The organism is Pseudoalteromonas sp. S3785 (assembly GCF_005887365.1).
GTDB lineage: Bacteria > Pseudomonadota > Gammaproteobacteria > Enterobacterales > Alteromonadaceae > Pseudoalteromonas.
This window is the reverse complement of the sequence record NZ_PNCT01000008.1, coordinates 1-25210: the sequence shown is the minus strand read 5'-3', so window position 1 is coordinate 25210 and position 25210 is coordinate 1. Positions and strand designations below refer to the sequence as shown.

Below are 25210 nucleotides of genomic sequence, written 5' to 3'. Positions count from 1 at the left end.
CCCAAGGCAAGTAAAGATGCAAGCCTCGGGAGGGCTTTAGTTTAGGTAAAACTATATATTGCAATAATAATGACAGGAAGCGCTAGCAAAGCCATGCCTAGCGGCATTTTTAAACTTTTAGTTTGCTTTGCTTGCAATGCTTTTATGGCATTTGTTTCGTTACAGGCGGCTACTTTATCAATATAAAAATAACCTGAGTCTAGATACTGCTTACAACTTTGCTGATTTGCTGGAATGGCTATTAGCTCTTGTTGTTTTTTTAGGATATAAAAATCCATACACCCACCACATTGCTTACCGGTAATAAGTACATATTTGAGAGTAATCGTAACGATTTTATTATGCTCAAATAAAAAAAGTGGGCGATTTTAAATATAAAATGCACTAAATATCAACCTTAAATTTCACTATTTTTAATTTATCGTATAAATAGTTAATATTAGTGAGAACACGGCAATATTTGCGCCAATTATTAGCCACATTTTACTGTGTTTTTGTTCAGTATGAAGGCGCTTTAGCGCATCTTGTTTGTTGCATGCCGACACCACATTCACATACGAATATTGGTTTGATTCGTAGCGTTCTAGTAAGTCTTTATCAGCAGGGATCGCTTCGAGCTGATGATCTTTTTTAACAATGTAAAATTTCATATCGGGCTCCTTAAGTTTAAATGTGCTGATTATTTACATTGAGCTTAAGCGCATTAAACCTTGTAAACAGCGCTCACGCTATAAATTTAAGTTCAACTTAAACAACATATTTTTACACCTTAATTTAATCCTAAGCTAATGGCATGAATTAGGCCTGAACCCTCATAAATACAGTGCTTGTACCTTAATTTATACATGCTCTTTCGGTGCAAGGTGTAAACCCCCTTTACAGTTTTAAAAGCAGCTTAATTTACTGATTGAAAAAGCATGTTAAAACAACGTGAATATTACCGTGTTTAATAGGCGGTTGGTCGCTAATTAATTGAACAAAAATAGTAACTTTGTCAAAGTACGCTCACAAAATCCCACTAGGACTCATAATGAAAAAAACAGTTCTTACGCTTAGCGCTTTTGTGTTGCCTTTGGCAATGTCGAGTGCTGTGCTTGCATCATCCGTTGAGCAAACTAAAGGCTCATTTGTTGATAAGTTTCGTCAGTTAGACGAAGCCCTTCCTACCCCAAATGTTTATCGTAGTGCTGCAGGTGAGCCTGGCGAAAAATATTGGCAGCAACGTGTTAATTACGACATAGACGTAAAGCTTGACGAAAAAAAGCGCCGCTTAACAGCAAGTCAAAGCATTGAGTATAAAAATAACTCGCCGCATACACTTAAATATTTGTGGTTACAGTTAGATCAAAATATTTTTAAAAGCGACTCAATTGCCGAAACCACAAAAACCTTTAAAAGCACGCTAAATAGTTTACCTGCACAAAAGCCGGCTAAATTAAGCTTAGGTGAGCTGCGCCGTCAGCAATTTATGAGCGACAACGAACTTGGCTACACAATTAGCAATGTAAAAGACGACAATGGCGATGAGCTGCGCGTTACTGTGGTTGATACGCTAATGCGCATTGATTTAAACGAGCCGCTAAAACCAGGCAAAGAAGTTGAGTTTAGTATGAACTTTGCTTTTAACATTGTTGAAGAAGATGCTGTAGGTGCACGTTCTGGTTACGAGCATTTTGAAGAAGATGGCAACGATATATTTTTACTTGCGCAGTGGTTTCCGCGTTTAGCTGCTTACACTGATTACGAAGCATGGACTAACAAGCCGTTTTTAGGTCGTGGTGAGTTTACCCTTGAATTTGGTGACTACGATGTAGAAATTACTGTGCCTGCTGATCATATTGTATCAGCAACGGGTAAGTTAGATAACGCAAGTAAAGTACTTACGCGTACACAGCGTAACCGCTTAGAAAAAGCCGAAACGGCTAAGCGCCCAGTGTTTATCGTGACAGAAGAAGAAGCGCTCGAAAACGAAAAACAAGGCACCGATAAAACAAAAACGTGGCACTTTAAAGCAGAAAATGTACGTGATTTTGCTTGGGCGTCGTCACGTAAATTTATGTGGGATGCAAAGGGTTACCAGCAAGGTGGTGAAGAACAACCTTTAGTGATGGCTATGTCGTTTTACCCTAAAGAAGGTGGCGATTTATGGAAAAAGTATTCAACTGAATCTGTAGTGCACACCATGGAAGTGTATTCTCGCTATTCATTTGACTACCCTTACCCGGTAGCGCAATCGGTTAATGGCCCAGTTGGCGGCATGGAATACCCAATGATCACCTTTAATGGCCCTCGTACTGAGCTGCAAGATGATGGTACGCGTACTTATTCTCAAGCTGAAAAACGCTTTTTAATAGGCGTGGTTATACACGAAGTGGGTCATATTTATTTCCCTATGATTGTAAACTCTGATGAGCGCCAATGGACTTGGATGGATGAAGGCTTAAATAGCTTTTTAGATGGCGTTGCTGGGCGTGAATGGGACCCAACTATACCGTGGGGTGTTGAGCCGCGCGATATTGTAAGCTACATGAAATCGCAAAACCAAGTACCAATTATGACACAGTCAGACAGCGTATTACGTTTAGGCCCTAATGCTTATACTAAACCGGCTGCAGCACTTAATATTTTACGTGAAGTTATTTTAGGTCGTGATTTATTCGACTTTGCTTTTAAAGAGTACGCACAGCGCTGGAAGTACAAACGCCCTACCCCAGCTGATTTTTTCCGTACCATGGAAGAAGCATCAGGGGTTGATTTAGATTGGTTTTGGCGTGGTTGGTTTTACAGCACCGACCATGTAGATATCTCGTTAGATAAAGTGTATCAATTACGTTTAGATACCAAAAACCCAGATATTGATTTTAAACGCTTACGCGATATAGAAGCCGACAAACCAACATCACTGTTTGTTAAACGCAACCGTGAAGAAGGTAAAAAAACGTGGGTTGAAAATAATCCAGATATTACCGACTTTTACGACGAGAACGACCGCTTTACTGTTACCAATAAAGAGCGTAATGCGTACAATAAGTTTTTAAAAGGCTTAGAGCCGTGGGAGCGTAAAACGCTAGACCGTGCGCTTGAAGAAGACAAAAATTACTATGTAATGGAGTTTTCGAACCTCGGTGGTTTAGTAATGCCTATTTTATTAGAGCTAACGTATGAAGATGGCACTAAAGAAGATCGTTACATTCCAGCCGAAATTTGGCGCCGTAACCACAAAAATGTACAAAAGCTTATTGTGACAGATAAAAATAAGCCGTTAGTATCGGTAACCGTTGACCCACGCTGGGAAACAGCTGATGTAGATGTTGAAAACAACAACTACCCTCGTCGTATTATTCCTTCACGCATCGAAGTGTATAAAAAGGAAAAGAGTAAAGCGAAAGTGAGTCGAGATATTATGCAAGACATTAAAACTGAGCTTAAAAAAGACGACGAAAAAGGTGAGGAGCAACAATAATGCGCTTTTTGCTTATTATTGTTTGCCTTTTAGTTGCTGCGCCAAGTTTGGCGCATCAGCTAAAGTCATCGGTTACTACAGTGCTTTTTAATAAGCGTACCCACAATATTGAGCTCATGCATCGCTTTTATCTACATGATACTGAGCATGCGGTAGCGCATTTATTTGATGGAAAAGCCGATATCATTAGTAATAAAGCAGACCAACAACGTTTTGTAGACTATGTTGAGTCGCATGTTGCACTGCAAACCTTAAAAGGCGAGCCATTAACGCTTAGCCAAGTAGGTGCGCAAATTGATGGAAAGTTTTTTTGGGTGTACCAAGAAGCGCCTATCCCTAAAGGGATTAAAGGTATAAAAATGAGTAACGGAGCACTGCGTGACCTATGGCCTTCACAAGTAAATATGGTAAACGTAGAAGGTAGAGGCAAGATTAAAACCCTTCATTTTACCCAAAATGATACTTGGCTTGAGGCTAAGTTCGAACAATAAATGCTTCCCCAACCTACGCGCACTGCAGTAAATGTGCGCGTATTCTTCTTTTATTTATACTGTGTTCATTTTTGATCTGTTACTAATAGATGATCGTAGAATTTTAGTAATAAACTGCTGTTTACAAAGCTTAGTATTAGATAAGCGATTACTTTTCTAATAATTTGTTTGATAAACATTTGCTAAATTATTCTCATGAAGTAGAGTCATTATGTTTACGCATGTTGTATTGATTTTTACCCCATTCAAGGAATGATATGAAAGCACAAGTAGAGGCTATTCAGGGAGTTATATTTGATTTAGATGGTACACTAGTATCGTCGGAGTTAGATTTTTCTCTTATAAAAGCACAAATAGGTTGCCCTTGCGAGGAAGACCTACTTGATTATATTGCCCAATTGCCATCGCCCTACATGCGCGAAGAGGCGATGAATATAGTGCATCAACATGAGCTACAAGATGCTCAATTTGCGACTATATTGCCAGGGGTTACCGAAGCCGTTAATGCTTTAAAGGCTAAAAATATTCCTATGGCAATTGTGACTCGTAATTTTGATAAAGCGGCGGCAATAAAGCTGCAAAATAATCCGCTCCCCATTGAAACAGTATTGACCCGTAGTGATGCTCCTGCCAAACCCGATCCCAGTGCCTTAAACGCAATTGCAACACTTTGGAATATCAGTGCCAGCAATTTGTTATATGTTGGGGACTTTTTATACGATATCCAGGCTGCACATAATGCCAATATGCGCGCTTGTTTGTATGCGCCTAATATGGTGCCTGTTTATGCCGATCAGGCTGACTACGTTTTACGCGACTTTATTGAATTAGTGACTTTAGTTGAAAGTTACTCTCAAAAAGTTGAGTTATGTTAAATAGGCTTTCAGTGGTTTTTTTGTGTAATAAACCTTGCTTTATTTAAATATCATAACTAGCCCAATAGGATTTGAATTGGTAAAATATTGGTAAAATTAACGTATTGATTAGAGGCACAAGATGGGCAGAGCATTTGAAGTCCGTAAGAGCTCGATGGCTAAAACAGCCAACGCAAAAACTAAAGTTAACTCAAAGTACGGTAAAGAAATTTATGTTGCCGCTAAAAATGGCGAACCAGATCCCGATGTTAATCAATCACTGCGTCGCCTTATAGAAAAAGCAAAAAAAGACCAGGTACCCGCTCACGTAATAGAAAAAGCAATCGAAAAAGCAGCCGGCGGGGCAGGGGAAGATTATTCTCCTGCACGTTACGAAGGCTACGGCCCAGGCAACTGCATGGTTATTGTTGACTGTTTAACAGATAACCCAAACCGCACAATTAAAGATGTTCGTTTGCCGTTTACCAAAACAGATTCAAAAATTGGTACTCCGGGCTGTGTTGCACATATGTTTGATCACCTTGCTGTACTGGGTTTTGCTGGTGATGACGACGAAGTCGTACTTGAAGCACTTATGATGGCTGATGTTGATGTAACTGATGTTGAAGTTGAAAATGGCAAAGTGTCGGTATTTGCACCACATACTGAATACTACAAAGCAAAAAAAGCACTTGAGGAAAACTTTGAAGGGATCAACTTTGAAGTAGACGAAATTACATTTGTGCCGCAAGTACATGTTGAAATCGAAGACGAAGAAGTAATTGCTAACTTTGATAAGTTCATCAATATGCTTGAAGACTGTGATGACGTACAAAACGTATATCACAATGCAATTGTTAAAAATTAATTTAAAGCAAAACTACAGTTAGCTTTAAATAAACAAAAAGCGCGTTTTGTGTAGGCAAAACGCGCTTTTTTTGCATTAAATAAATGTTAGCTATTCAGCTAGGTTATGGTGTTTTGCTTTATATTTTAAGCGGTAGCTGTGTAATAGGGGCTCGGTGTAGCCACTTGGCTGCTTAGCACCTTCTAATACAAGCGCTAAAGCGGCTTGATAAGCAATACTATTTTTAAGTGACTCTTGGGTTTGCGCCATTGGCTTATACGCACTATCGTGCTCATTTTGGCCATCGACTACCTTGGCCATTTTAGCCATAATCGACTCTATTTGTTGCTGTGTACACACCCCATGCTGTAGCCAATTTGCCATATGTTGGCTTGAAATTCGTAAGGTTGCTCTGTCTTCCATTAAACCTATGTGATTAATATCAGGCACTTTTGAGCAGCCAATGCCTTGGTCTATCCAACGTACTACATAGCCTAAAATGCCTTGTGCATTGTTCTCAAGCTCACTTTGAATATCTTCTTTACTGAGCGTTTGCGGCTGGGCCATTAAAGGCGGTGTAAGTAAATCTGTAAGGCTTGCCATGCCGCGTTTGGCAATTTCTTTTTGCTCGGTAAATACATCTACATCGTGATAATGCATAGCGTGCAAAGTGGCAGCGGTAGGCGAGGGCACCCACGCGGTATTAGCGCCAGATTGCACATGAGCCAGCTTTTGCTCCATCATAAGGGCCATTTTATCTGGCATTGGCCACATACCTTTGCCTATTTGCGCTTTACCACTTAGGCCACAAGCAAGGCCTGTATCAACATTACGATCTTCGTACGCTTTGATCCACGGCTGAGTTTTAATAGCAGCTTTTGGCAAAGCGACCCCTGCGTGCATTGATGTATGAATTTCATCGCCGGTGCGGTCTAAAAAGCCGGTGTTTATAAATACTGCGCGCGCTTTGGCTGCATGTATACACGCCTTTAAATTGACAGAAGTACGGCGCTCTTCATCCATAATTCCCATTTTAAGGGTGTTTCTTGGCAAGCTAAGCGCATCTTCTACCATGGTAAAAAGTGTATTTGTAAAAGCAACTTCTTCAGGGCCATGCATTTTTGGTTTTACAATATTGATACTTTGCGCACTGGTATTTTTAATGCCTGAGTGTTTATTTAAATCGTGCAGGGCGGCGGTCGCTGTAAACATTGCATCCATAATACCTTCAAATACGTTTTGGCCGTAAATGTCGGTAATGGCGGGGTTTGTCATTAAGTGGCCCACATTACGGACAAACATCATGCTGCGGCCTTTTAGTGTAAGGCTACTGCCATCAAGGGCGGTATATTGCCTATCGTTTTGTAAGGTACGCTCTATGGTTTTATCACCTTTTTTAAACGATTCAACTAAGTTACCTTGCATCAAGCCAAGCCAATTTTTATAAACTTGTACTTTATCCTCGGCATCTACTGCGGCAACAGAGTCTTCGCAATCCATAATGGTTGTTAGAGCAGCTTCAAGCAGTACGTCTTTTAGGCCTGCTTTATCAGCTTGACCGATAGGGTGATGGTGATCTATTTGTAGCTCTACATGCAGGCCATTGTTTTTTAATAAAATTGCGCTTGGGTTTTGCGCCTCCCCTTGGTAACCAATAAGTTGCTCGGGGTTTTTTAGTTGGGTATGCGAGCTGTCTCTTAAGGTGATAGACAAGGCTCCTTCAACAATGGAATAGTTGGTACTTTCTATGTGTGAGCCATTTTTAAGGGGGAGGGCTTTATCTAAAAATTGGCGCGCATACGCCATTACTTTAAAACCACGAACTGGGTTATACGTAGTGCCTTTTTCAGCCCCGTCGTCTTCACTGAGTACATCTGTGCCGTAAAGGGCGTCATATAACGAGCCCCAGCGTGCGTTAGCCGCATTAAGCGCAAAGCGTGCGTTACTAACAGGCACAACAAGCTGAGGGCCTGCACTAAGCGCTATTTCGGGCTCTACATTTTGCGTTTCTATGGCAAAGTCTACAGGCTCGGGTACTAGGTAACCAATCTCTTTTAAAAATGCTTGGTAGTGCGCGCTATCCCACGTTTTATGTTCTTTATGGTAGTCATCTATTTGTTGCTGTAATTGCTCGCGCTTAGCGAGTAGGGCGTTATTTTGTGGGGTAAGCGTTTGTACTATATTTGCAAAGCTTTGCCAAAACTGCTGCTCTGATAGGTGCGTGCCTGGGAGTAGCTGAGTTTTTACAAAGTTGGCCAGCTGTGTATCTACGCTTAGCCCTGAGTGTGTGAGAGTGTGTGCCATATTTACCTTCCTTAAACGGTCGCGGTGTTGTTGTGTGCGTTAAAGCAACCATAACGCAAAAAAGGCTCAGTGCGTGCTTTTTAGCCATTCATAAAAAATATAGCGGTAATAACAACTATAAATTTACTAAATCTAAAAAATAAGCCTAATGTTGAATTAAGCGATACGGAGCACACACTCCTAGCCACTCTCACAATAATTTAAATAATTTATAGACCCGTTCGAAGGATTTTATTATGACAACATACACACGTGAAACCGATACTCTAGCAACACTTTGCCAATCTCAAGGTAGCGCATGGAAAGCCATTAACCCAGAGTATGCAAGTCGCATGCGTTTACAAAACCGTTTTCGTACTGGGATTGAAATTGCACAATACACCGCAGATGTAATGCGTGAAGATATGGCCGCTTACGATAGAGACACCAGCCAATACACGCAGTCTTTAGGTTGCTGGCATGGTTTTACTGCGCAACAAATGATGATGGCAATAAAGCGTCATCAAAAAACAACTAAGCGCAGTTATGTTTACTTAAGTGGTTGGATGGTTGCTGCGCTTCGCTCTGCATTTGGCCCGTTACCGGATCAAAGTATGCACGAAAAAACCTCTGTGCCGGCACTCATTGAAGAGATTTATACGTTTTTAAAGCAAGCCGATGCACGAGAGTTAGACCACTTATTTAACGAGCTTGATGAAGCCAAAGCCAATGGCGGCGATGTGCAAGCGGTACTTAATAAAATCGATAACTTTGAGACACATGTAGTGCCCATTATTGCTGATATTGATGCAGGTTTTGGTAACGAAGAAGCAACCTACCTACTTGCTAAAAAGATGATTGAAGCGGGTGCCTGCGCTATTCAAATAGAAAACCAAGTGTCTGACGCTAAACAGTGTGGCCATCAAGCAGGTAAAGTAACTGTTCCGCACGAAGATTTTTTAGCAAAAATTAATGCTGTACGTTACGCATTTTTAGAGCTAGGAATTGATAACGGGATTATTGTTGCGCGTACCGACTCATTAGGTGCAAGCCTTACGCAAAAAGTGCCTGTGTCGCAAACACCAGGCGACTTAGCTAGCCAATACAATGCGTTTTTAGAAACCACGCCTATTAACGGTGTAGATGATTTAAACGAAGGTGATACGGCAATGAAAATTAATGGCCAATTATGTAAGCCAACGCGTTTAGAAAACGGCTTGTATCAGTTCCGCGAAGGCACTGAAAAAGACCGCGTAGTACTCGATTGTGTTACAAGCTTACAATCAGGCGCTGATTTATTGTGGATTGAAACCGAAAAACCACATGTTAAGCAAATTGCAGAGCTAGTAAACCGCGTTAAAGAACAAGTACCGGACGCTAAACTTGTTTATAACAATTCACCATCATTCAACTGGACACTTAAATTCCGTGAGCAAGTGTATCAACAGTGGGTAGAAGAAGGTAAAGATGTAAGCGCGTACCCAACTCTTTGCGATAACAAAGGATTTATGGCACCAGAAATGGACGCTACAGAGCTTGCAGCCGAAGCGGATGTACTAGTACAAAACTTCCAGCGTGATGGCGCACGTGAAGCAGGTATTTTCCATCACTTAATCACGCTACCTACTTATCATACGGCTGCACTAAGCACCGATATTTTATCAGAAGGCTACTTTGGTGACATGGGGATGCTTGCCTATGTACGCGATGTACAACGTCAAGAAATACGCCGTGAGCAAGCTTCAGTTAAGCACCAAGATTTAGCTGGCTCAAATATTGGCGATACACACAAAGAGTACTTCTCTGGTGAGAACGCACTTAAAGCCGGTGGTGAAGATAACACCATGAATCAGTTTTAACGTTTCTAGATAGTGTTACTCAAGGGCCTTACGGCCCTTTTTTTGTGGCTGATTATTAATACTATTCAGCAATAAGGCTTAATCACTTCGAGAGTTAAACGTGTCGTTATTGGCGTTAAAAAACTCTCATTTACGACTGCATGGAGGCAAAGCAAGGCAGGGGCAATTTCCAAGAGCAACTAAATAGCTCATTTTTGCTTAGCTATTTACACGTCTTCCATCTTCAAAATTGTTCACTTAAATAGGCGGATTGGTATCACTGTTTAAGGTTTAGATCAGCTTTTAACTAGCTCAGTTATTTTGAGATCAGAATTTAACTAGCTTTTAAGTTGGCCTGATTTAATAGCTTATTTTTACTTTAAATACGATGAAATAGAGGAAAAAACAAAAGAAAACAACCGTTTTTAAGTTTATAACAGGTATTAAGTAAAATAATAAACCGAATTTTTACTAACTAAGCTCTGTTATAAAACATTTTTTTACTAACTGAGCGCTTATAAACAGTGACTCAAACCGATTTTTTACTAACTCAAACCATTAAAAACACAATAAACCGAAATTTTACTAACTGAAAACCACCTAAGTCCGATATGGTTAAATATTAAAACTGTAAAGGGGGTTTACAGTTTTAGCAAAATATTAGCCACGCAGAGGTGGCTAATATTAAATTTAGTCACAGTACTTACTTTTTGTTTGTATGTTTATCAAACCACCATTGGATATAAGCGACTTTGGTCATTAAATTAGAAGGGCGAGCTGTAATTCCATGCGAGGCATTAGGTATACGTACCATCGCAGTATCAACGCCTTGGAGCTTAAGAGCTTGGTAAAATTGCTCAGTTTCTGAAATTGGAGTACGGTAATCAGACTCACCTGTTAAAAGCATAGTGGGAGTTGTTACGTTCCCTACATAGCTAATAGGAGAGCGTTTCATGTAATGCTCCATATGATCCCAAGGCTTACCCGGAAACCAGTAATCAGCGAAGAATGGATAGAAATCGGCAGTTAGTACAAAACTGATCCAATTAATAACAGGTTTTGCAACTACGGCAGCGGCAAACCTATCAGTGTGACCTACAATCCATGCGGTTAATACACCACCGCCTGAGCCACCGGTAACAAATAGTTTAGACTCATCAATAAAGCCTTTTGCTATTAGCGCATCAACACCGGTCATTAAATCGTCAAAATCGTTACTGGGATAATTATGATGAATTGTCTGCGCAAAGGCTTTACCGTATGAATCGCTGCCACGAGGATTCATGTATAAAACCACGTTACCTTTGGCTGCAAATAATTGCACCTCGGTACTAAAATGCGGGCCGTAGTTAGCTACAGGGCCGCCGTGAATTTCTAGTACCAGTGGGTATTTTTTTGATTTATCAAAGCCTGGTGGATAGGCTACCCAGCCTTGAATCGGTAATTGATCGTGGCTTGATTTAAGCCAAATTTCTTCTACTTTTGCCAGTTGTTTATCGCCTAGTGCATCGGCATTGAGTGTGGTGAGGCGCTGAACTTTACCGCGTTTTATAGTGGCTATATCTGCAGGACGCTGAGTATCGGCAAGTGTAAAAGCAATGTCGCCATCTTCGCTTATATCAAAGTCACCCCCTGAGTAGGGGCGGCCAAAAGCAACACTGCCAATTTGCTCAGTGATTACTCTACGTTTGCCACTGCGAGGCTGATAGGCAAGGGTGGTTTGACCTTCATCTGCGTAGCTAAAGTAAACCCCTTTAGAATTAGCACTCCATTTAATTTGTCCCACGCTTCTATCAAAGTTAGGGGTTAGGCTTGTTGTTTTACCAGACTTTAAATCGCGAATATAAAGTTGCGTGTTTTCGTAATTAGTACGTTTATCGTCATACCCTGTATACGCTAAGTAACGCCCATCGGGAGATACTTTAGGTTGTTGATCTGGCCCATTGCGGTTGGTAATGGCCTTGATGTCTAGGGTGGTTAAATTAAGTTGGTATATTTCACTATTGATTGGTTTTAATTGATTTTGTTCATGGCGATTGGCAGAAAAATAAAGGGCTTTACCGTTTTTACTGAAACTTACTTCACCCGCATTATCAAACTTATCGTGTGTAAGCTGCTTTGCATTACCGCCGTTGGCATCTATAGCAAATAATTGATTATAGCCTTTTTGTGTGTAGCCTCCACCGTCGGCTCGGTAGTAGACATCGTCTATAAATTTTGCTGGTTTGGCCCACGTCGCGCCTTTAGGCTTTCCAGGCAAACTTACAGGTGCGGCACTGCTACTGGGCACAAACATACTAAAAATAAGCTGATTAGAATTAGGGCTCCAAGTAATTGCACGTGGGCTGCTGGTTAGGTTACTTATTTTTGCTACAGCACCTGTTTTAAGCCATTTTATATAAATTTGGCTGCTACCATCGCGGTTAGATATAAATGCAAGGCGCTGGCCATCAGGTGAAAGTACTGGGGAGTGATCCATATGTACGCCAGAGGTAAGCGGCTGTAGTTGTTTGGTTTTATAATCAACTGACCAAATATTACTGACTTTACGGTCGGTTTTTATATCCATACGATTACGTACAAAGTACACCGTTTTACCATCGTCGGTTATATCAATTTGATTGGCATATTCAAGATTAAACACATCTTGTAGCTGTAATGTGTTGTCCTTTGCAAAAGCTAACTGGCTACTAGCTAGTAATAAACTGCTACTTAAACTTAGTGCTATAAGCGTCTTCATTTGTATTCCCTGTTGTGTTTTTTGTATACATAGTTATATGTCAGCAGGGAAAGGATGAAAAGCGCAATGCGGTGAAACAATAATTTGTAACTACGAGTTAAAGCTGTAAAGGGGCTTTACAGCTCGAAAGTATGAGTTATTAAGTTAATTCACACAGGGATTTAATTTCTTTAATAAGTGCAATACCGGCTGCGTTGTCGCCATGTACACATAAGCTGTTAGCGTTTAAATTAAGTGTACTGCCTGAGCGGGTGGTGACTGTGCCATCGTTTAAAAGCTGTTTTACTTGCGCTAAAAGCGCTGGTTTATCGTGAACACTGCCCTCAAGGTGGCGAGATACTAAGTGTCCTTCATCTGTGTATTGCCTGTCGGCAAAGGCTTCTAAAATTAGCTCAACGCCTAAACTGTTTGCGGCTAAAGAGTGTTTAGCAGAGTCTTTAGTGGCTAGTAGCATGAGCTTTAATGGCGACGGGTAGTGCGCAACGGCTGTAATAACCGTTTGTAAAATATGATCGTTTTTCATCATATCGTTATACAAAGCACCATGTGGCTTAACATAGCTAAGTGTTAAGCCTTGCACTTTGGTCATGCCATCAAGGGCAGCAATTTGGTAATGTAAGCAATTAATCAGTTCTTGCGCACTCAGCGCCATAGAGCGCCTACCAAAACCTTGTTGGTCGGGATAACTTGGATGCGCACCTATTTGAACGTTATGCTGCTTTGCTAAATATAATGTATCAGCGATGACATCTGAGTCACCAGCATGAAACCCACAAGCAATATTCGCCATATCAATATGAGGCATTACCTCATCATCTAACCCCATTTTCCATGCGCCAAAGCTCTCGCCTAAATCGCAATTAAGTTTCATTTTATATCCCTTGTTTTTATTATTTTATGGTAACAGGCAGCACGCCGTGAGCCGCTACATTACCCAACAATACCTTTGCTAGCGCTGTAAATGCAGGCCCTGCAACCGCATTGTTTTTATCTGTATCTATATTGTACGCATAAGAAGCAAGCACTGCATCAGCTTTGCTACCAAACTGCGCTATGTCGTAGGGGGCACGTAAGCTTATAAAAATTGTTTTTTTATTCACTGATGCTGCAATATCCAGTAAAGATGCCAGCGCTTTAGGTTGCTCTGCCGTATTGAGCGCAAAGCGAGGATTGTCTTTTAAATCATCCATTCCGCCAATCTCTACTGCACTTTGGTTCGGTGTGGCGTTGCCCGCGATAACAATATCCGCGTTTTTAATTAAGTTATGTGCTTTTACTGGGTCAAAGCCTTGCAAACTGCTGCAACTATATTTAAGCGTAATGGAACTTGTTGCGCTAAGTGCTTGTTGCATAGCCATGCATTTTCGTGTGTCGGGCATAATAATATGTACATGCTGCCCTTTAGTTAAGTTAAGGGGTAATGCGTTATTATTATTTTTAACCTCGGTAATGGCGTTTACGGCAAGCTCGGCTTCTATTTTTCGATGAGCTTTAGAGCCAATAATATTTTTTGCTTTAGCTAACGTGCTTAATGGGTCTAACTTGGTCGTTAATTTAAACTTATTTTTTAACGTTGTTATACGCGCAGCCGATTGAGCCACTTCGTTTTTATTTAGCTGGTTGCTGTTAACCGCTGCGATTAGTTCATCCATGAGTTCGTCTAGTGCGTTTAAATCATCCGGTGTTCTTATTTCTATGGGCATTAGGGCTAAATCTACGCCTGCTGCAAAAGTATTAATAACCGCTTGGGTTGGAGTGAAAAAATCGCTAATGCCAGCCATATCAAGTGCGTCGGTAACAACTACGCCTTGATATTTTAACTCGCCTCGTAAAATATCAGTAATAATAGTACGCGACATAGTGGCAGGCTTAATCATACTTTTGCCTTTAGTACTAACAAATGTACTGCTATCGAGCTGTGGGTATTGAATATGCGCCGTCATAATCATCCCCGGGTTTTGCGTAGCAATAATATCCTTAAATGGAGCGAGATCTTGCTTGTAAATTTCTTCTTTAGAATGGTTAACTTGTGGCAAGCCTGTATGGCTATCTACGTTGGTATCGCCGTGCCCTGGGAAGTGCTTTAACGACGTTATTACCCCATTGTTTTCGTACCCTGCAACTTGGGCTGCGCCAAGCTTACTGACCAAAGCTGGATTTTCACCAAATGAGCGTACATTAATTACAGGGTTGTCTGGGTTCATGTTTACATCTACGGTGGGAGCGTAGTTCACATTAATACCTAAAGATTTAAGTTCTTTTGCTATAACCGTCGCTATTTGCGTCGCGTATTTTGTATCGTGCTTTTCATATGTAGCCCCAATAGACATGTTACCAGTAAATGAGGTGGCCACGTCGCGAGGCAGTCTAGCAACGCGCCCGCCTTCTTGATCTATTGAAATAAATAACGGCAGTTTAGAGCTCGACTTGCTAGCAGCATTTTGTAATTGGCTATTAAGGTTAATGGTTTGCTCAATAGATTGGGTGTTTTCAGAAAATAAAATTACCCCACCAATATTATGCTTTGTAATGGCCGCTGCTAGTTCATCAGGGAGAGACGTAACCGGTGTTCTACATTGTTTGCTTGACCCTTGTTGACAAAAATAGCGTAAATCGAGTATTAGTTTTTGCCCCAGTTGTTGCTCAAGAGACAGAGTAGGCTTAGCAAAAGAAGATTGTAATGGCATTAAACACCCAGATAAAAAAACAACAGACGAAATAAAGCATTTATTTAGCAAAACACACTCCAGCGCTAAATAGATAAGTACCAGTAGCTTATCTACTTTTTTATACAACTGCAAAGTGCAGCTGCTTGTATGAGTAGGGTAATTTATTAGGCGTGTATCATTGCTGAATACAGATTTTTAGTTTGTACCAACAAGTACAGCTAAAGTGCTTTTGGAGTAAGTAGTAATGCACTTTGCGTAGGCCGCAGTATATATTTTCACCGTTTGGTAACAATACACTTTTAACGCATGCAGTGGATGTTACAAAGGCGCTAACGTACATAGGTTTTGGCGCAATTAAACGTGGCAGCTGAGGGTGATGTTATTTCCAATGGTGGGTATGCTTATAAATAGGGGCTCTCAAAGGGGTCGACAAAAGCTGAGAATTTAATAGTGTGCAGTTTAAACAAGCACGTTAACTACAAAAGCCTTGCTGTGGTTAGGTTTCAGGTTAGTTGCGAGGCTATTTATAGCAAAGCCCAAGCACTATTTATTAATTGTATTACCATAAAGGCTTGACATAAATAGTTAACTCTATATAGTGGGCCGCAGCTAGAAAGAAAGCATGATAGTTTATAAATCTTTATTTCGTTGTTGTATAAGTAATACTTGTAGTACCGTCCTGAAGTTTTTAAGTACCATCTCATTTTTTGCTACACCCGCTCTTATGAGCATATTTTTTATTTTTATATCAGGATATTACAATGTCTAACATCGTGTCAGGTACAGTTAAGTGGTTTAACGAGTCTAAAGGTTTTGGTTTCATCGAGCAAGAAAACGGCCCAGACGTTTTTGCACACTTCTCAGCAATCAAAAGCGAAGGTTTCAAAACTTTAGCTGAAGGCCAACGTGTAGAGTTCACTCTTTCACAAGGTCAAAAAGGTCCTCAAGCGGATAACATCACTCCGTTATAATTTTTACTGTTAAAGTAAAAATAAAAAAAAGCGCTTAAGGCGCTTTTTTTGTGCCTAAAATTTGACTGTCCTACCTAAACACCTATTCTTTTGTAAAAATTTATTATATTTATTGTGGTGTTGTTATTTTAAAAGCCTTACTTTCACTCCTTTTTATATTTTGCATACAATCTGTTTTGGCAAATAGCTTTAAGCTAACTATATATACTGATCATTTTGCACCGTATAACTTTTTAAACGATGAAGGTGTTTTGACTGGTGTAAATTTTGATATCGTAAATACATTATGCATTGACGCAAACATAGAATGCACATTTAAAGTGCAGCCCTTTGCGCGTGCTATGAAGTCTGTGTCGTTAGACCCCCACTCAGCAATCTTTTCTGTAGCTAAACATGAAAACCGGGTAAGTGTATTCAATTGGTTAGGGCCATTAGTTTCAGGTAAAACCTACTTTTATAAATTGGCTGGTAACAATCAAGTACAGAGCGCTAGTTTGAGCGAGCTTAAAAGTTATACTTTAGGTATTGTTAGAGGCGATATATATGGCACCCTAGTCGAAAAGGCGGGTTTTGAACGCGGCAAAAACCTCTTAGTAGTGGCACAAGAGCAAGAGTATATTGAGCTATTTATAAAAAAGAGCTTAGATTTAATTATAGGATCGGAGCAAGTCGTTAATAACCAACTTAAGGCATATGGTTTATCGCTAAGTAATGTTGAACAACTGTATGAGCTACCTGTTCCGCCTTCTCTAAAAGATAACTATTTGGCGTTTAATAAACAAGTGCCTTTAGAGGTTACCAAGCGCTTTGAAATTGCGTATAACAAGCTTGTGCAACAGCGAGGACTGGCATATTTTATGGCCCCCTATGAAAACTAGTCAAGGCTAAATATCATAGGGTAGGGGCGTTGTTTTTACTACCTCAAAATAGGCTTCATTAAGGGCCTTTATATATTTTAGATCAGTATTTATGTTGGCGGCTAAGTATGCATTAATGGTTAATTCATCCACTTTATAAAGAAAGCTTAAATGGTTTTTTTCATAGCCTAAGTACTCTACCATTTTAACCATAAAGTTTTTATCATCTACAATTAAGTCGACTTTATTTGCTAACAACAGCGCATATGATTTTTTTATGTCAGAGGTTAGTACCACCTCAAAGCCTATTTTCGATAACGTATCTGTTGCAAAATCGTTACGCTGCATCGCAATTTTATATTTTTTAGCATCCTCAGTTGTTGAAATACTTATATCTGAGCGACTACTTAAGCTAATAAACCCTAGTTCAAAATGACCTACTGGAGCGCCTATCCAGTGAAACTTAGCCTCTCGTTCTGGGGTTCTGGCGAGGCTATATATAAATGTATTATCCACTGTTGTTGCTAATTTATAAGCACGCGCCCAAGGGTACATATGAATGTCGGGAGATAAGCCAGCAGCTTTAAAAATGTCGCGTATGAACGCAGTGCCAGAGCCTGACACCTCTCCATTAACGAGGGTTTGATGCGGTGGTGAAAGCTCCGTAACGACTAAAATTTGCTTGGATGAAGCAAAGCTAAAAAAAGAAAAAAACAGCAATAAAGATACAATTACACGCATTAATTAAGTTCATCTCATAGTGTTCAATAACGAATACAACGCTTAGCTGGCCATCACATAGCAAAAAGTAAATAGGTTTTATTTTTTGATAGTTTTGTGACTAATAGCTCATAAGCAAAACACACGCCACTTATGTGCAAAAGATGCAGCAACGTTACAGCAAAAAATTACTACTAAGTGTGGTCTAAGATTGCAAATTTACCAATAATTAAAAGGATTTATGAGAAAAAGTTTATTTATTACGGGTGTTTGAGTAAACAGCTCGTTGAGGGAGGGACAAAGGCTAGTGCTTATTTAACTAAAAGGAGTAAGTTTTTAATAGCCCTAAAACGATAAAAGGGCCTTACGGCCCTTGGTGAAGTATCGTTCAAGTCAGATAGTGCTTTAACCCCTTAAAGTACTATCTTCTTGTTTTGCAACACCGGTGTTCATCTCATTAAGTTTCTAAGCTAGCGAGAGGAAAAACCCAGCAATTGCTGCGCTCATAAGGTTAGCCATAGATCCTGCTAACACTGCTCTGAGCCCTAAGCGTGCGATATCCTTTCGCCGACTAGGCGCCATACCGCCTAATCCACCTAGTAAAATAGCTATCGACGATAGATTAGCAAACCCACACAAGGCAAATGTTACAATTGCTTGAGTGTGCGCACTTAACGTATCGCGATAATTTATAAAGTCTAAGTAAGCAACAAACTCATTTACTACTAACTTTTGACCAATAAAACTACCTGCTATGATTGCCTCATCCCATGGTACGCCAAGTAACCATGCAACAGGGGCAAATACATAACCTAAAATTTCTTGTAGCGTTAAAGTAGGATAGTCAAACCACCCTCCAATTCCGCCTAATAAGCCGTTTAATAACGCTATTAATGCTACGAAAGCTAATAGCATTGCGCCCACATTTAGCGCTAAATGCATGCCGTTAGCTGCGCCTGATGCTGCTGCATCAATAACATTAACTGGCTTGTCTTCATCGCTATCTAACTCTGCAAGCGTATCTTTAGGTGTTTCGGTTTCTGGCACAATCATTTTAGCCATTAAAAACCCACCTGGTGCAGCCATAAAGCTAGCGGCAATTAAATACTTAAGCTCTACACCAATTATTACGTAACCTGCCATTACAGAGCCTGCTACCGTGGCTAAGCCACCTACCATTACTGCAAACAACTCAGACTTAGTCATGGTTGCTATAAACGGCTTAACGATTAAAGGTGCTTCAGTTTGGCCTACAAATATATTAGCCGTTGCTGAGAGCGATTCTGTGCGTGAGGTTTTCAATAATTTTTGTAAACCGCCACCCAAAATTTTAATTATCCAATCCATAATGCCAATGTGATAAAGCACAGCAACAAGTGCTGAGAAAAACACAATGACCGGTAAAACTTGAATAGCAAAAATAAAACCTAGCGTGTCTTGCGAAGCAAGTGGGCCAAATAAAAATCCAATCCCATCGTTTGCAAAACTAATAACCGAAGAAACGGCACTAGACATACTTGCTAACACATTTTTGCCTGCTTCAAAAAACAGTACAAACCCACCAATAACTACTTGCATAGCAAAGGCTATCGCTACGGTGCGTAAGTTTATTGCTTTGCGATTAGTCGACGCCGCAAAAGCAATACTTAGTAGTACAAACATGCCTACTAAGCTCATAAATGTTGTCATACAGATGTTTCCCGTTATTATTCTTGTAGTAAATACTTAATTTTACTTTTAATAATATCAATCGCAACGCGGTTCATACCGCCTCGAGTCACAACCAAATCAGCGTTATGCTTTGAAGGCTCAATAAATTGATAAAACATCGGTCTAACAGTTGCCTGATATTGCTCAACAACAGATTGTAATGTTCTACCTCTTTTTTCCATGTCTCGTTGCATACGACGCATTAAGCAAATATCAAGGGGGGTATCTATAAACACCTTAATATCAAATTCTTTATTAAGTGCTTTATCACTTAATAATAAAATACCTTCTACTATTAAAATTTTAGCTGCAGCAACGCGGCGAGTTTCATCGCTTCGTGTGTGTTGTGCATAATCATAAGTAGGTACTTCGACAGAGTTACCACTACGAAGCTGAGTTAAATGTTCTAACATTAACTCATGTTCAAATGCATCCGGATGGTCGTAGTTAGTTTGCGTACGGTGTTCCATAGGCAAATGCGACTGATCCTTGTAATAAGCATCTTCTTCAATAATGGCGATAGCGCCTGGTTCAAGCTCATTAACCAACTCATTGTAAATAGTTTGGCTAAAAAGAGATTTGCCCGACGCCGATGCGCCAGCAATAGCTATAATAGTTCGTGTCACTAAAGTTCTCACCCACACAGAAAAGGAAAAGTTGTTTGGTTGATCACAATAGCAAAAAAGACACGAATAATCTCTTTTGCTTTGCTTAAGAACGCAAATTTATAATGTTTAGCTTTTATGAAACAGGACTTATGTCCTGTACGGAAAATTCGTTCAGCGGATAAAGTAACCACCTAGAAGCAAAGTGAGGTCAACATGGCAAGAGCAATCATCTTAATGGCAGACAGCCTAGGTATAGGCGCAGCACCCGATGCAGACAAATTTGGTGATGTTGGAGCAAATACACTTGCCCACTTGTTAAAAGCATACCACGATGAAACAGGAAAAGCGTTATCGTTACCTAATTTATCTAAATTAGGTTTAATTGATGCCTGTGAGGCAGCAGGTGGCGAAACGTGTTTAGTTTCTGACCGTCAAGCATCACAAGGTGCATGGGGTTATGCAAAAGAGCTTTCAAGCGGTAAAGATACGCCTTCAGGGCATTGGGAAATGGCCGGCGTACCCGTGTTATTTGATTGGGGTTATTTTCCTAAAACACAGCCGAGTTTCCCACAAGAATTTGTAGATGAATTTATAGCCCGCACGGGTATTCCTGGTATTTTAGGCAACTGCCATGCATCAGGCACCACCATTTTAGAGCAACTTGGTGAAGAGCACGTAAAATCAGGTAAGCCAATTTGTTATACCTCTGCAGATAGCGTATTTCAAATAGCTGCTCACGAAGAGTCATTTGGTCTAGAGCGACTTTACGAAATTTGTGAAATTGCTCGCGAATTACTCGACAAGCTAAATATAGGTCGTGTTATAGCTAGGCCATTTTTAGGCACAAGCAATGCAGACTTTGCTCGCACAGGTAATCGTCGTGATTATTCTGTATTGCCGCCGTCGCCAACATTGTTAGATGTGTTATCTAATCACGGTGGTGAAGTAATAAGCATTGGTAAAATTGCTGATATATATGCACACCAAGGTATTACGCAAAAACATAAAGCCCCAGGGCTAATGAATTTGCTTGAAAAAAGCAGCGAAGTATTAGCAAACGCGCCAGACAACAGCTTAATTTTTACCAATTTAGTTGATTTTGACGAAAAGTTTGGCCACCGTCGTAACCCAGTTGGTTATGCAAAAGCATTAAAAGAATTTGACGATTACTTACCAACTATACTAAACCAATTAAATGCAGATGATGTATTAATGATCACTGCAGATCACGGCTGTGACCCAACCTTTCCAGGTTCTGAGCACACCCGCGAATATGTACCAGTTATAGCTTATCAACCGGGCATGCAAAATACCCCGCTTGGCGAGCGCAATAGCTTTGCAGATATAGGTCAAACCCTTGCACAGTGGTTTAACTTACCTGCACTTGAATACGGCGACGGCTTTTTAAATAAGCTTAACGCGCCTAAATAAAAAGGAAAAACAATTAATGAGTACTCCGCATATTAGTGCAAACGTTGGTGACTTTGCTGAAACAGTATTAATGCCGGGCGATCCGCTTCGTGCACAGTACATTGCTGAAAACTTTTTAGATGATGCAGTACAAGTAACTGGTGTACGTAACATGTACGGCTTTACAGGCACATACAAAGGTAAACCGGTAAGTATAATGGGTTCGGGCATGGGCATACCATCTATGTCTATTTATGCGCGTGAGTTAATTGTAAGCTTTGGCGTTAAAAATATTATCCGTATTGGTACCTGTGGTGGTATTGGTACAGATATTAAAATTCGCGACGTAATTTTTGCACAAGGTGCAAGCACCGATTCAAATGTAAACCGTGCACGCGTTCGTGGTTACGATTTTTCAGCAATTGCTAACTTTGACCTACTTTTAAACGGTGTTAACGCTGCTAAAGAGCTAGGCATAAAAGCAAAAGTAGGTAACGTATTTACTACCGATACTTTCTACCAAGCTGACGACACATTTTACAAAGACCTAGATAAACTAGGTGTACTTGCTGTCGATATGGAAACAGCCGGTTTATACGGCGTAGCAGCAGAGTACGGTGCAAATGCAATGGCATTATTCACGGTAAGTGACCACGTGATCACTGGTGAAGCAACACCAGCCGATGAGCGTCAAAGCACGTTTAACGAAATGGTTAAAATTGCATTAGAGTCTATTTAATAAACGTAATTTTATTAAATTAGCAAACAGTTCCTTGGTAACGTATTCACTAAGTTTTGGAGACACGCCCAAAGTGAAGTGAGACTAAACCCCCAAAGCCGCATTTTATGCGGCTTTTTTTATGCCTATAAAAGCGTTGCTTTTAAAACGCCAGCAAGCTGCGCATTAACAAACAAGTAGCAGTGAGTTTACCTCGTGTTTGTTATTAATTTATCGCGGCATAAAGCCGCTGCTACTCATTAATTCTCTCAAAGCACACAGAGGCTCTTAGCGTTACACAGAGAACATGGGGATTGGCTCATCATTTTTAAATCACTTATTCTCTACCTCTAAAAGCGGAGCGTCTCTTAACCTCTTTGTGAATAATTGGCTTAACTTGTTTTCACCACCGAGAACACAGAGGCGCTTCGCGCTACACAGAGAAAACACAGAAATTAGTTAGTCACTGCTCCTATTTTTCTCCTTCACTTCTCGGTGGTGACATAATCACTTTTAAACGCGTCTACAGAAAATGAGTATGGCGCGTAGCTGGAGCGTACTTCGCGTTTGGTATTAAATTTTTCGCGGCATAAGCTGCTGCTACTCATTAATTTCCCACAGAGGGCGCAGAGGCGCTTCGCGCTACATAGAGAGAACACAGGTATTGGCGAATAGCTTCTCCTGCTCTTCTCCTTCACTTCTCGGTGGTGACATAATCACTTTTTAAACGCGTCTACTGGAAATGAGCTTTGCGCGTAGCAGGAACTTACTTCGTGTTTGTTATTAATTTATCGCGGCATAAAGCCGCTGCTACTCATCTTTTTAATAAAACCAATGTTACCCAAATTAAAAACGTTATGTTTAAAAAGTAGTTGCTCGCAGTGTCACTCTACTTAAGTTAATGCTAGTGTATAAATTACAACCATTTATCATTTTTAAAGCGTTAAGCTATGGAGTTGACTATGTCTAACTGGGTAGATGCAACCGTAAAAAAAGTAACATGGTGGAGCGATACACTTTTCAGCCTGGTAGTAAACGCAAGCGTAGAGCCATTTAAAGCAGGGCAGTTTACTAAGCTCTCGATTATGGATGGAGATAAGCGTATTGCACGGGCATATTCTTATGTAAACGCGCCTAATAACCCCGATTTAGAATTTTACCTTATTAATGTAGAGGGTGGCTTATTATCGCCTAAGTTGGCGCAATTAAAACCAGGCGACACTGTATTAATAGAGCAACGTGCTACTGGCTTTTTTACCCTTGACGAAATACCGCCAAGCCAACAGTTATGGATGTTAAGCACAGGCACCGCAATAGGGCCATTTTTATCTATTTTACAGCAACCAGAGGTATGGCAAAAATACACACAAATTAACTTAGTGCACGGCGTACGTTTTAATACCGATTTAAGCTACCAAAACTTAATACGCACGCTTACAAACGCGCACCCTACACAGCTTAGTTATATTCCGGTTGTAAGCCGTGAGGAGCCCCAGCAAGGCCTAAAAGGGCGTATAACTACAGCAATTCAAAACGGTGAGCTGTTTAGTAAAACCCCACACATGCCAACGCCTGATAATGCCCAATTTATGATTTGCGGTAACCCACAAATGGTGAAAGACACAACCGAATTACTTTTAGCCAAAAACTTTAAACGAAATCGTCGCAGAGACCCAGGGCATATAACGGTTGAGCAGTATTGGTAAAGTGTATAACAATCATTTAATTGCTACCCGAAAACGCTCAAATTTGTTATGTTGCAGCATTAACAGCGTTATATGTTCATATTAGGAAAGTTATGAAATCGTTATCTATTATTTTTGCCACGCTTATTGCCACAGTAGCCCTGATCAGTTACGCAGCAGATCAAACCGAAGAGAGTCAACAAGAGCAAAAAAGCACCGAGCAAGCGTCAAGCTCTACTCAAGCCAGCAGTTCGCAACCAAAAGATGAAAAGTTAAACACACTTGAGTACCAAGCCCCAAAGCTTAAAACGCCAAAAGTAGATACAACTAAACCTGATGATTCAAAAGTTCTAGGTAGCGAAACCCCTAAACCGGTAGAAAAACCAAAAACTAAAGTAGAAAAAGCCGCGGCCGTAGCCGAGGCAGAAAAAGCGGTAACCCAAGCCAAAGAAGCATTAACTGCAAAACAACAAGCTAAAGCTAAGCAGTCTCGTGAGTCGCTTGCTGTTGTAGAGCAATTAGTTGAAGCTTATAACGCACGTAACATTGAGCAATTTATTCGTATGTACGATGAAGATGTAGAGTTTTATATTTTCCCTAATGAGCTATTATTTAAAGGAAAAGAAAAGCTAATAGCCCGTTACGGCTTAATGTTTAAAAAATTAAAGTGCATTAATAGCTCGCCAATAAAGCGTATTGTGCACGGCGACATAGTAATAGATCACGAGCTATCAGAAACCTGTTCAACAGACGAAAACGTGGTAGATAAACGCTCTGAGTTAGTTTCGAGCTATCAAATAAAAGACGGAAAAATAATCCGCGTATTATTTTTTAGATAATTATAAAAGGCATACTATGCAGTTAGCAGACGACAAAAAAATTCGCTTAATGTACCGCGTTGAGCCTGGGTGTTTAGGGCCGCAAGGCGCAGATCACATAGAAGACTTTTGTCGTTATGCTAATAAGCACATTAAATCACCTTATTACGGGCAATTTTTGTTTTTACCGCGTTTTGATAAACAAAAAGACGAGCGCCAGTACAGCGTAAAAAACCGTAACTTGTCGCGAGTGCAAGCCAAAGCCTATTTAAACCATTTTGAGATTGATATAGATACCTTCGAAGAGCAACTCGACGAACTCCTCACCAAAGCCATCGATTTATACTTTAAACGCTAACGTTAACATTTTATTTGTTGTGCTTGCTCACGTTAGTAGCGAAGCTTCTCATTACTCAAATGATGTACTGCACAAAGAGAAAAAAGAGGAGTAAATGAGGAGTGAAGGTTGTAGGCGCGGTGCTTGCTCGCGCTAGATGCTAGTTACTTCTCTAAAGCGCAGCGCCTCTT

The 25210-nt window shown here is 40.3% G+C and carries 22 protein-coding genes; 12 read left to right on the top strand and 10 right to left on the bottom strand.

Going from position 1 to position 25210, the window contains the following annotated elements; all coding sequences use genetic code 11:
• Positions 1–41 precede the first annotated feature (41 nt).
• Positions 42–278, bottom strand: a complete 237-nt coding sequence (locus CWC17_RS02755) for a hypothetical protein (RefSeq protein ID WP_004588266.1) — start codon at positions 276–278, stop codon at positions 42–44.
• 135 nt (positions 279–413) lie between these two features.
• Positions 414–650: a hypothetical protein gene (locus CWC17_RS02750; RefSeq protein ID WP_138540137.1), complete on the bottom strand. Its 237-nt coding sequence runs from the start codon at positions 648–650 to the stop codon at positions 414–416.
• A gap of 380 nt (positions 651–1030) precedes the next feature.
• Between CWC17_RS02750 and CWC17_RS02745 the strand changes: the two genes are divergently transcribed.
• The 4 genes from CWC17_RS02745 (at position 1031) to CWC17_RS02730 (ending at position 5676) form a co-directional block, all read left to right on the top strand.
• Positions 1031–3463: a M1 family metallopeptidase gene (locus CWC17_RS02745; protein ID WP_138612024.1), complete on the top strand. Its 2433-nt coding sequence runs from the start codon at positions 1031–1033 to the stop codon at positions 3461–3463.
• Positions 3463–3954, top strand: a complete 492-nt coding sequence (locus CWC17_RS02740) for a DUF6702 family protein (protein ID WP_055013486.1) — start codon at positions 3463–3465, stop codon at positions 3952–3954. Before CWC17_RS02745 ends, CWC17_RS02740 begins: the two co-directional genes overlap by 1 nt.
• Before the next feature lie 257 nt (positions 3955–4211).
• The gene (locus tag CWC17_RS02735; protein ID WP_138540139.1) at positions 4212–4829 is read left to right on the top strand and encodes an HAD family hydrolase; all 618 of its coding nucleotides are present in this window, start codon (positions 4212–4214) and stop codon (positions 4827–4829) included.
• Between the two features lie 121 nt (positions 4830–4950).
• Complete coding sequence (locus CWC17_RS02730) at positions 4951–5676, top strand: YebC/PmpR family DNA-binding transcriptional regulator (protein WP_055013484.1); 726 nt, start codon at positions 4951–4953, stop codon at positions 5674–5676.
• 90 nt (positions 5677–5766) lie between these two features.
• On the opposite strand, the gene CWC17_RS02725 is transcribed toward CWC17_RS02730, so the two are convergent.
• On the bottom strand, positions 5767–7959 hold the full coding sequence (locus CWC17_RS02725) for a malate synthase G (RefSeq protein WP_138612023.1): 2193 nt from the start codon (positions 7957–7959) through the stop codon (positions 5767–5769).
• Between the two features lie 236 nt (positions 7960–8195).
• On the opposite strand from CWC17_RS02725, the gene CWC17_RS02720 reads away from it, so the two are divergent.
• Complete coding sequence (locus CWC17_RS02720; protein WP_138612022.1) at positions 8196–9797, top strand: isocitrate lyase; 1602 nt, start codon at positions 8196–8198, stop codon at positions 9795–9797.
• A 682-nt stretch (positions 9798–10479) separates the two neighbouring features.
• On the opposite strand, the gene CWC17_RS02715 is transcribed toward CWC17_RS02720, so the two are convergent.
• From CWC17_RS02715 to CWC17_RS02705, 3 genes are all read right to left on the bottom strand, one after another.
• Positions 10480–12516, bottom strand: a complete 2037-nt coding sequence (locus CWC17_RS02715) for a S9 family peptidase (protein ID WP_138612021.1) — start codon at positions 12514–12516, stop codon at positions 10480–10482.
• Between the two features lie 139 nt (positions 12517–12655).
• Positions 12656–13387, bottom strand: a complete 732-nt coding sequence (locus tag CWC17_RS02710; protein WP_138612020.1) for a 5-oxoprolinase subunit PxpA — start codon at positions 13385–13387, stop codon at positions 12656–12658.
• Between the two features lie 19 nt (positions 13388–13406).
• Positions 13407–15203: a glycoside hydrolase family 3 protein gene (locus CWC17_RS02705; protein ID WP_138612019.1), complete on the bottom strand. Its 1797-nt coding sequence runs from the start codon at positions 15201–15203 to the stop codon at positions 13407–13409.
• A gap of 743 nt (positions 15204–15946) precedes the next feature.
• Here CWC17_RS02705 and CWC17_RS02700 point away from each other — a divergent pair.
• Both CWC17_RS02700 and CWC17_RS02695 read left to right on the top strand, forming a co-directional pair.
• Entirely contained in the window at positions 15947–16156 is a 210-nt protein-coding gene (locus CWC17_RS02700) for a cold-shock protein (protein ID WP_004587186.1), read from the top strand.
• Positions 16157–16332: 176 nt separating this feature from the next.
• A complete protein-coding gene (locus CWC17_RS02695) occupies positions 16333–17034 on the top strand; it encodes a substrate-binding periplasmic protein (protein ID WP_171042067.1) in 702 nt (233 codons plus the stop codon).
• A 6-nt stretch (positions 17035–17040) separates the two neighbouring features.
• Here CWC17_RS02695 and CWC17_RS02690 read toward each other — a convergent pair whose 3' ends face one another.
• From CWC17_RS02690 to udk, 3 genes are all read right to left on the bottom strand, one after another.
• Entirely contained in the window at positions 17041–17754 is a 714-nt protein-coding gene (locus CWC17_RS02690; protein WP_138612017.1) for a substrate-binding periplasmic protein, read from the bottom strand.
• Between the two features lie 444 nt (positions 17755–18198).
• Positions 18199–19422 carry a NupC/NupG family nucleoside CNT transporter gene (locus CWC17_RS02685; RefSeq protein ID WP_055013477.1) on the bottom strand — a complete coding sequence of 408 codons (1224 nt, stop codon included), beginning with the start codon at positions 19420–19422 and terminating at the stop codon, positions 18199–18201.
• A gap of 17 nt (positions 19423–19439) precedes the next feature.
• Positions 19440–20069 carry a uridine kinase gene (gene udk, locus CWC17_RS02680; RefSeq protein ID WP_004587190.1) on the bottom strand — a complete coding sequence of 210 codons (630 nt, stop codon included), beginning with the start codon at positions 20067–20069 and terminating at the stop codon, positions 19440–19442.
• A gap of 195 nt (positions 20070–20264) precedes the next feature.
• On the opposite strand from udk, the gene CWC17_RS02675 reads away from it, so the two are divergent.
• Together CWC17_RS02675 and deoD are read left to right on the top strand one after the other, a co-directional pair.
• Entirely contained in the window at positions 20265–21482 is a 1218-nt protein-coding gene (locus CWC17_RS02675; protein ID WP_138612016.1) for a phosphopentomutase, read from the top strand.
• A 16-nt stretch (positions 21483–21498) separates the two neighbouring features.
• The gene (gene deoD / locus CWC17_RS02670) at positions 21499–22200 is read left to right on the top strand and encodes a purine-nucleoside phosphorylase (RefSeq protein WP_055018945.1); all 702 of its coding nucleotides are present in this window, start codon (positions 21499–21501) and stop codon (positions 22198–22200) included.
• A 464-nt stretch (positions 22201–22664) separates the two neighbouring features.
• On the opposite strand, the gene CWC17_RS19725 is transcribed toward deoD, so the two are convergent.
• A complete protein-coding gene (locus tag CWC17_RS19725; RefSeq protein ID WP_283956910.1) occupies positions 22665–22787 on the bottom strand; it encodes a hypothetical protein in 123 nt (40 codons plus the stop codon).
• Between the two features lie 354 nt (positions 22788–23141).
• Here CWC17_RS19725 and CWC17_RS02665 point away from each other — a divergent pair, with 354 nt between their 5' ends.
• The 3 genes from CWC17_RS02665 (at position 23142) to CWC17_RS02655 (ending at position 25040) form a co-directional block, all read left to right on the top strand.
• Positions 23142–23885: a ferredoxin--NADP reductase gene (locus tag CWC17_RS02665; RefSeq protein WP_138612015.1), complete on the top strand. Its 744-nt coding sequence runs from the start codon at positions 23142–23144 to the stop codon at positions 23883–23885.
• 92 nt (positions 23886–23977) lie between these two features.
• Positions 23978–24703 (top strand): nuclear transport factor 2 family protein, encoded by a 726-nt coding sequence (locus CWC17_RS02660; RefSeq protein ID WP_138612014.1) that lies wholly within the window; start codon positions 23978–23980, stop codon positions 24701–24703.
• A gap of 16 nt (positions 24704–24719) precedes the next feature.
• A complete protein-coding gene (locus tag CWC17_RS02655; RefSeq protein WP_004589283.1) occupies positions 24720–25040 on the top strand; it encodes a hypothetical protein in 321 nt (106 codons plus the stop codon).
• The last annotated feature ends 170 nt before the right edge of the window (positions 25041–25210 follow it).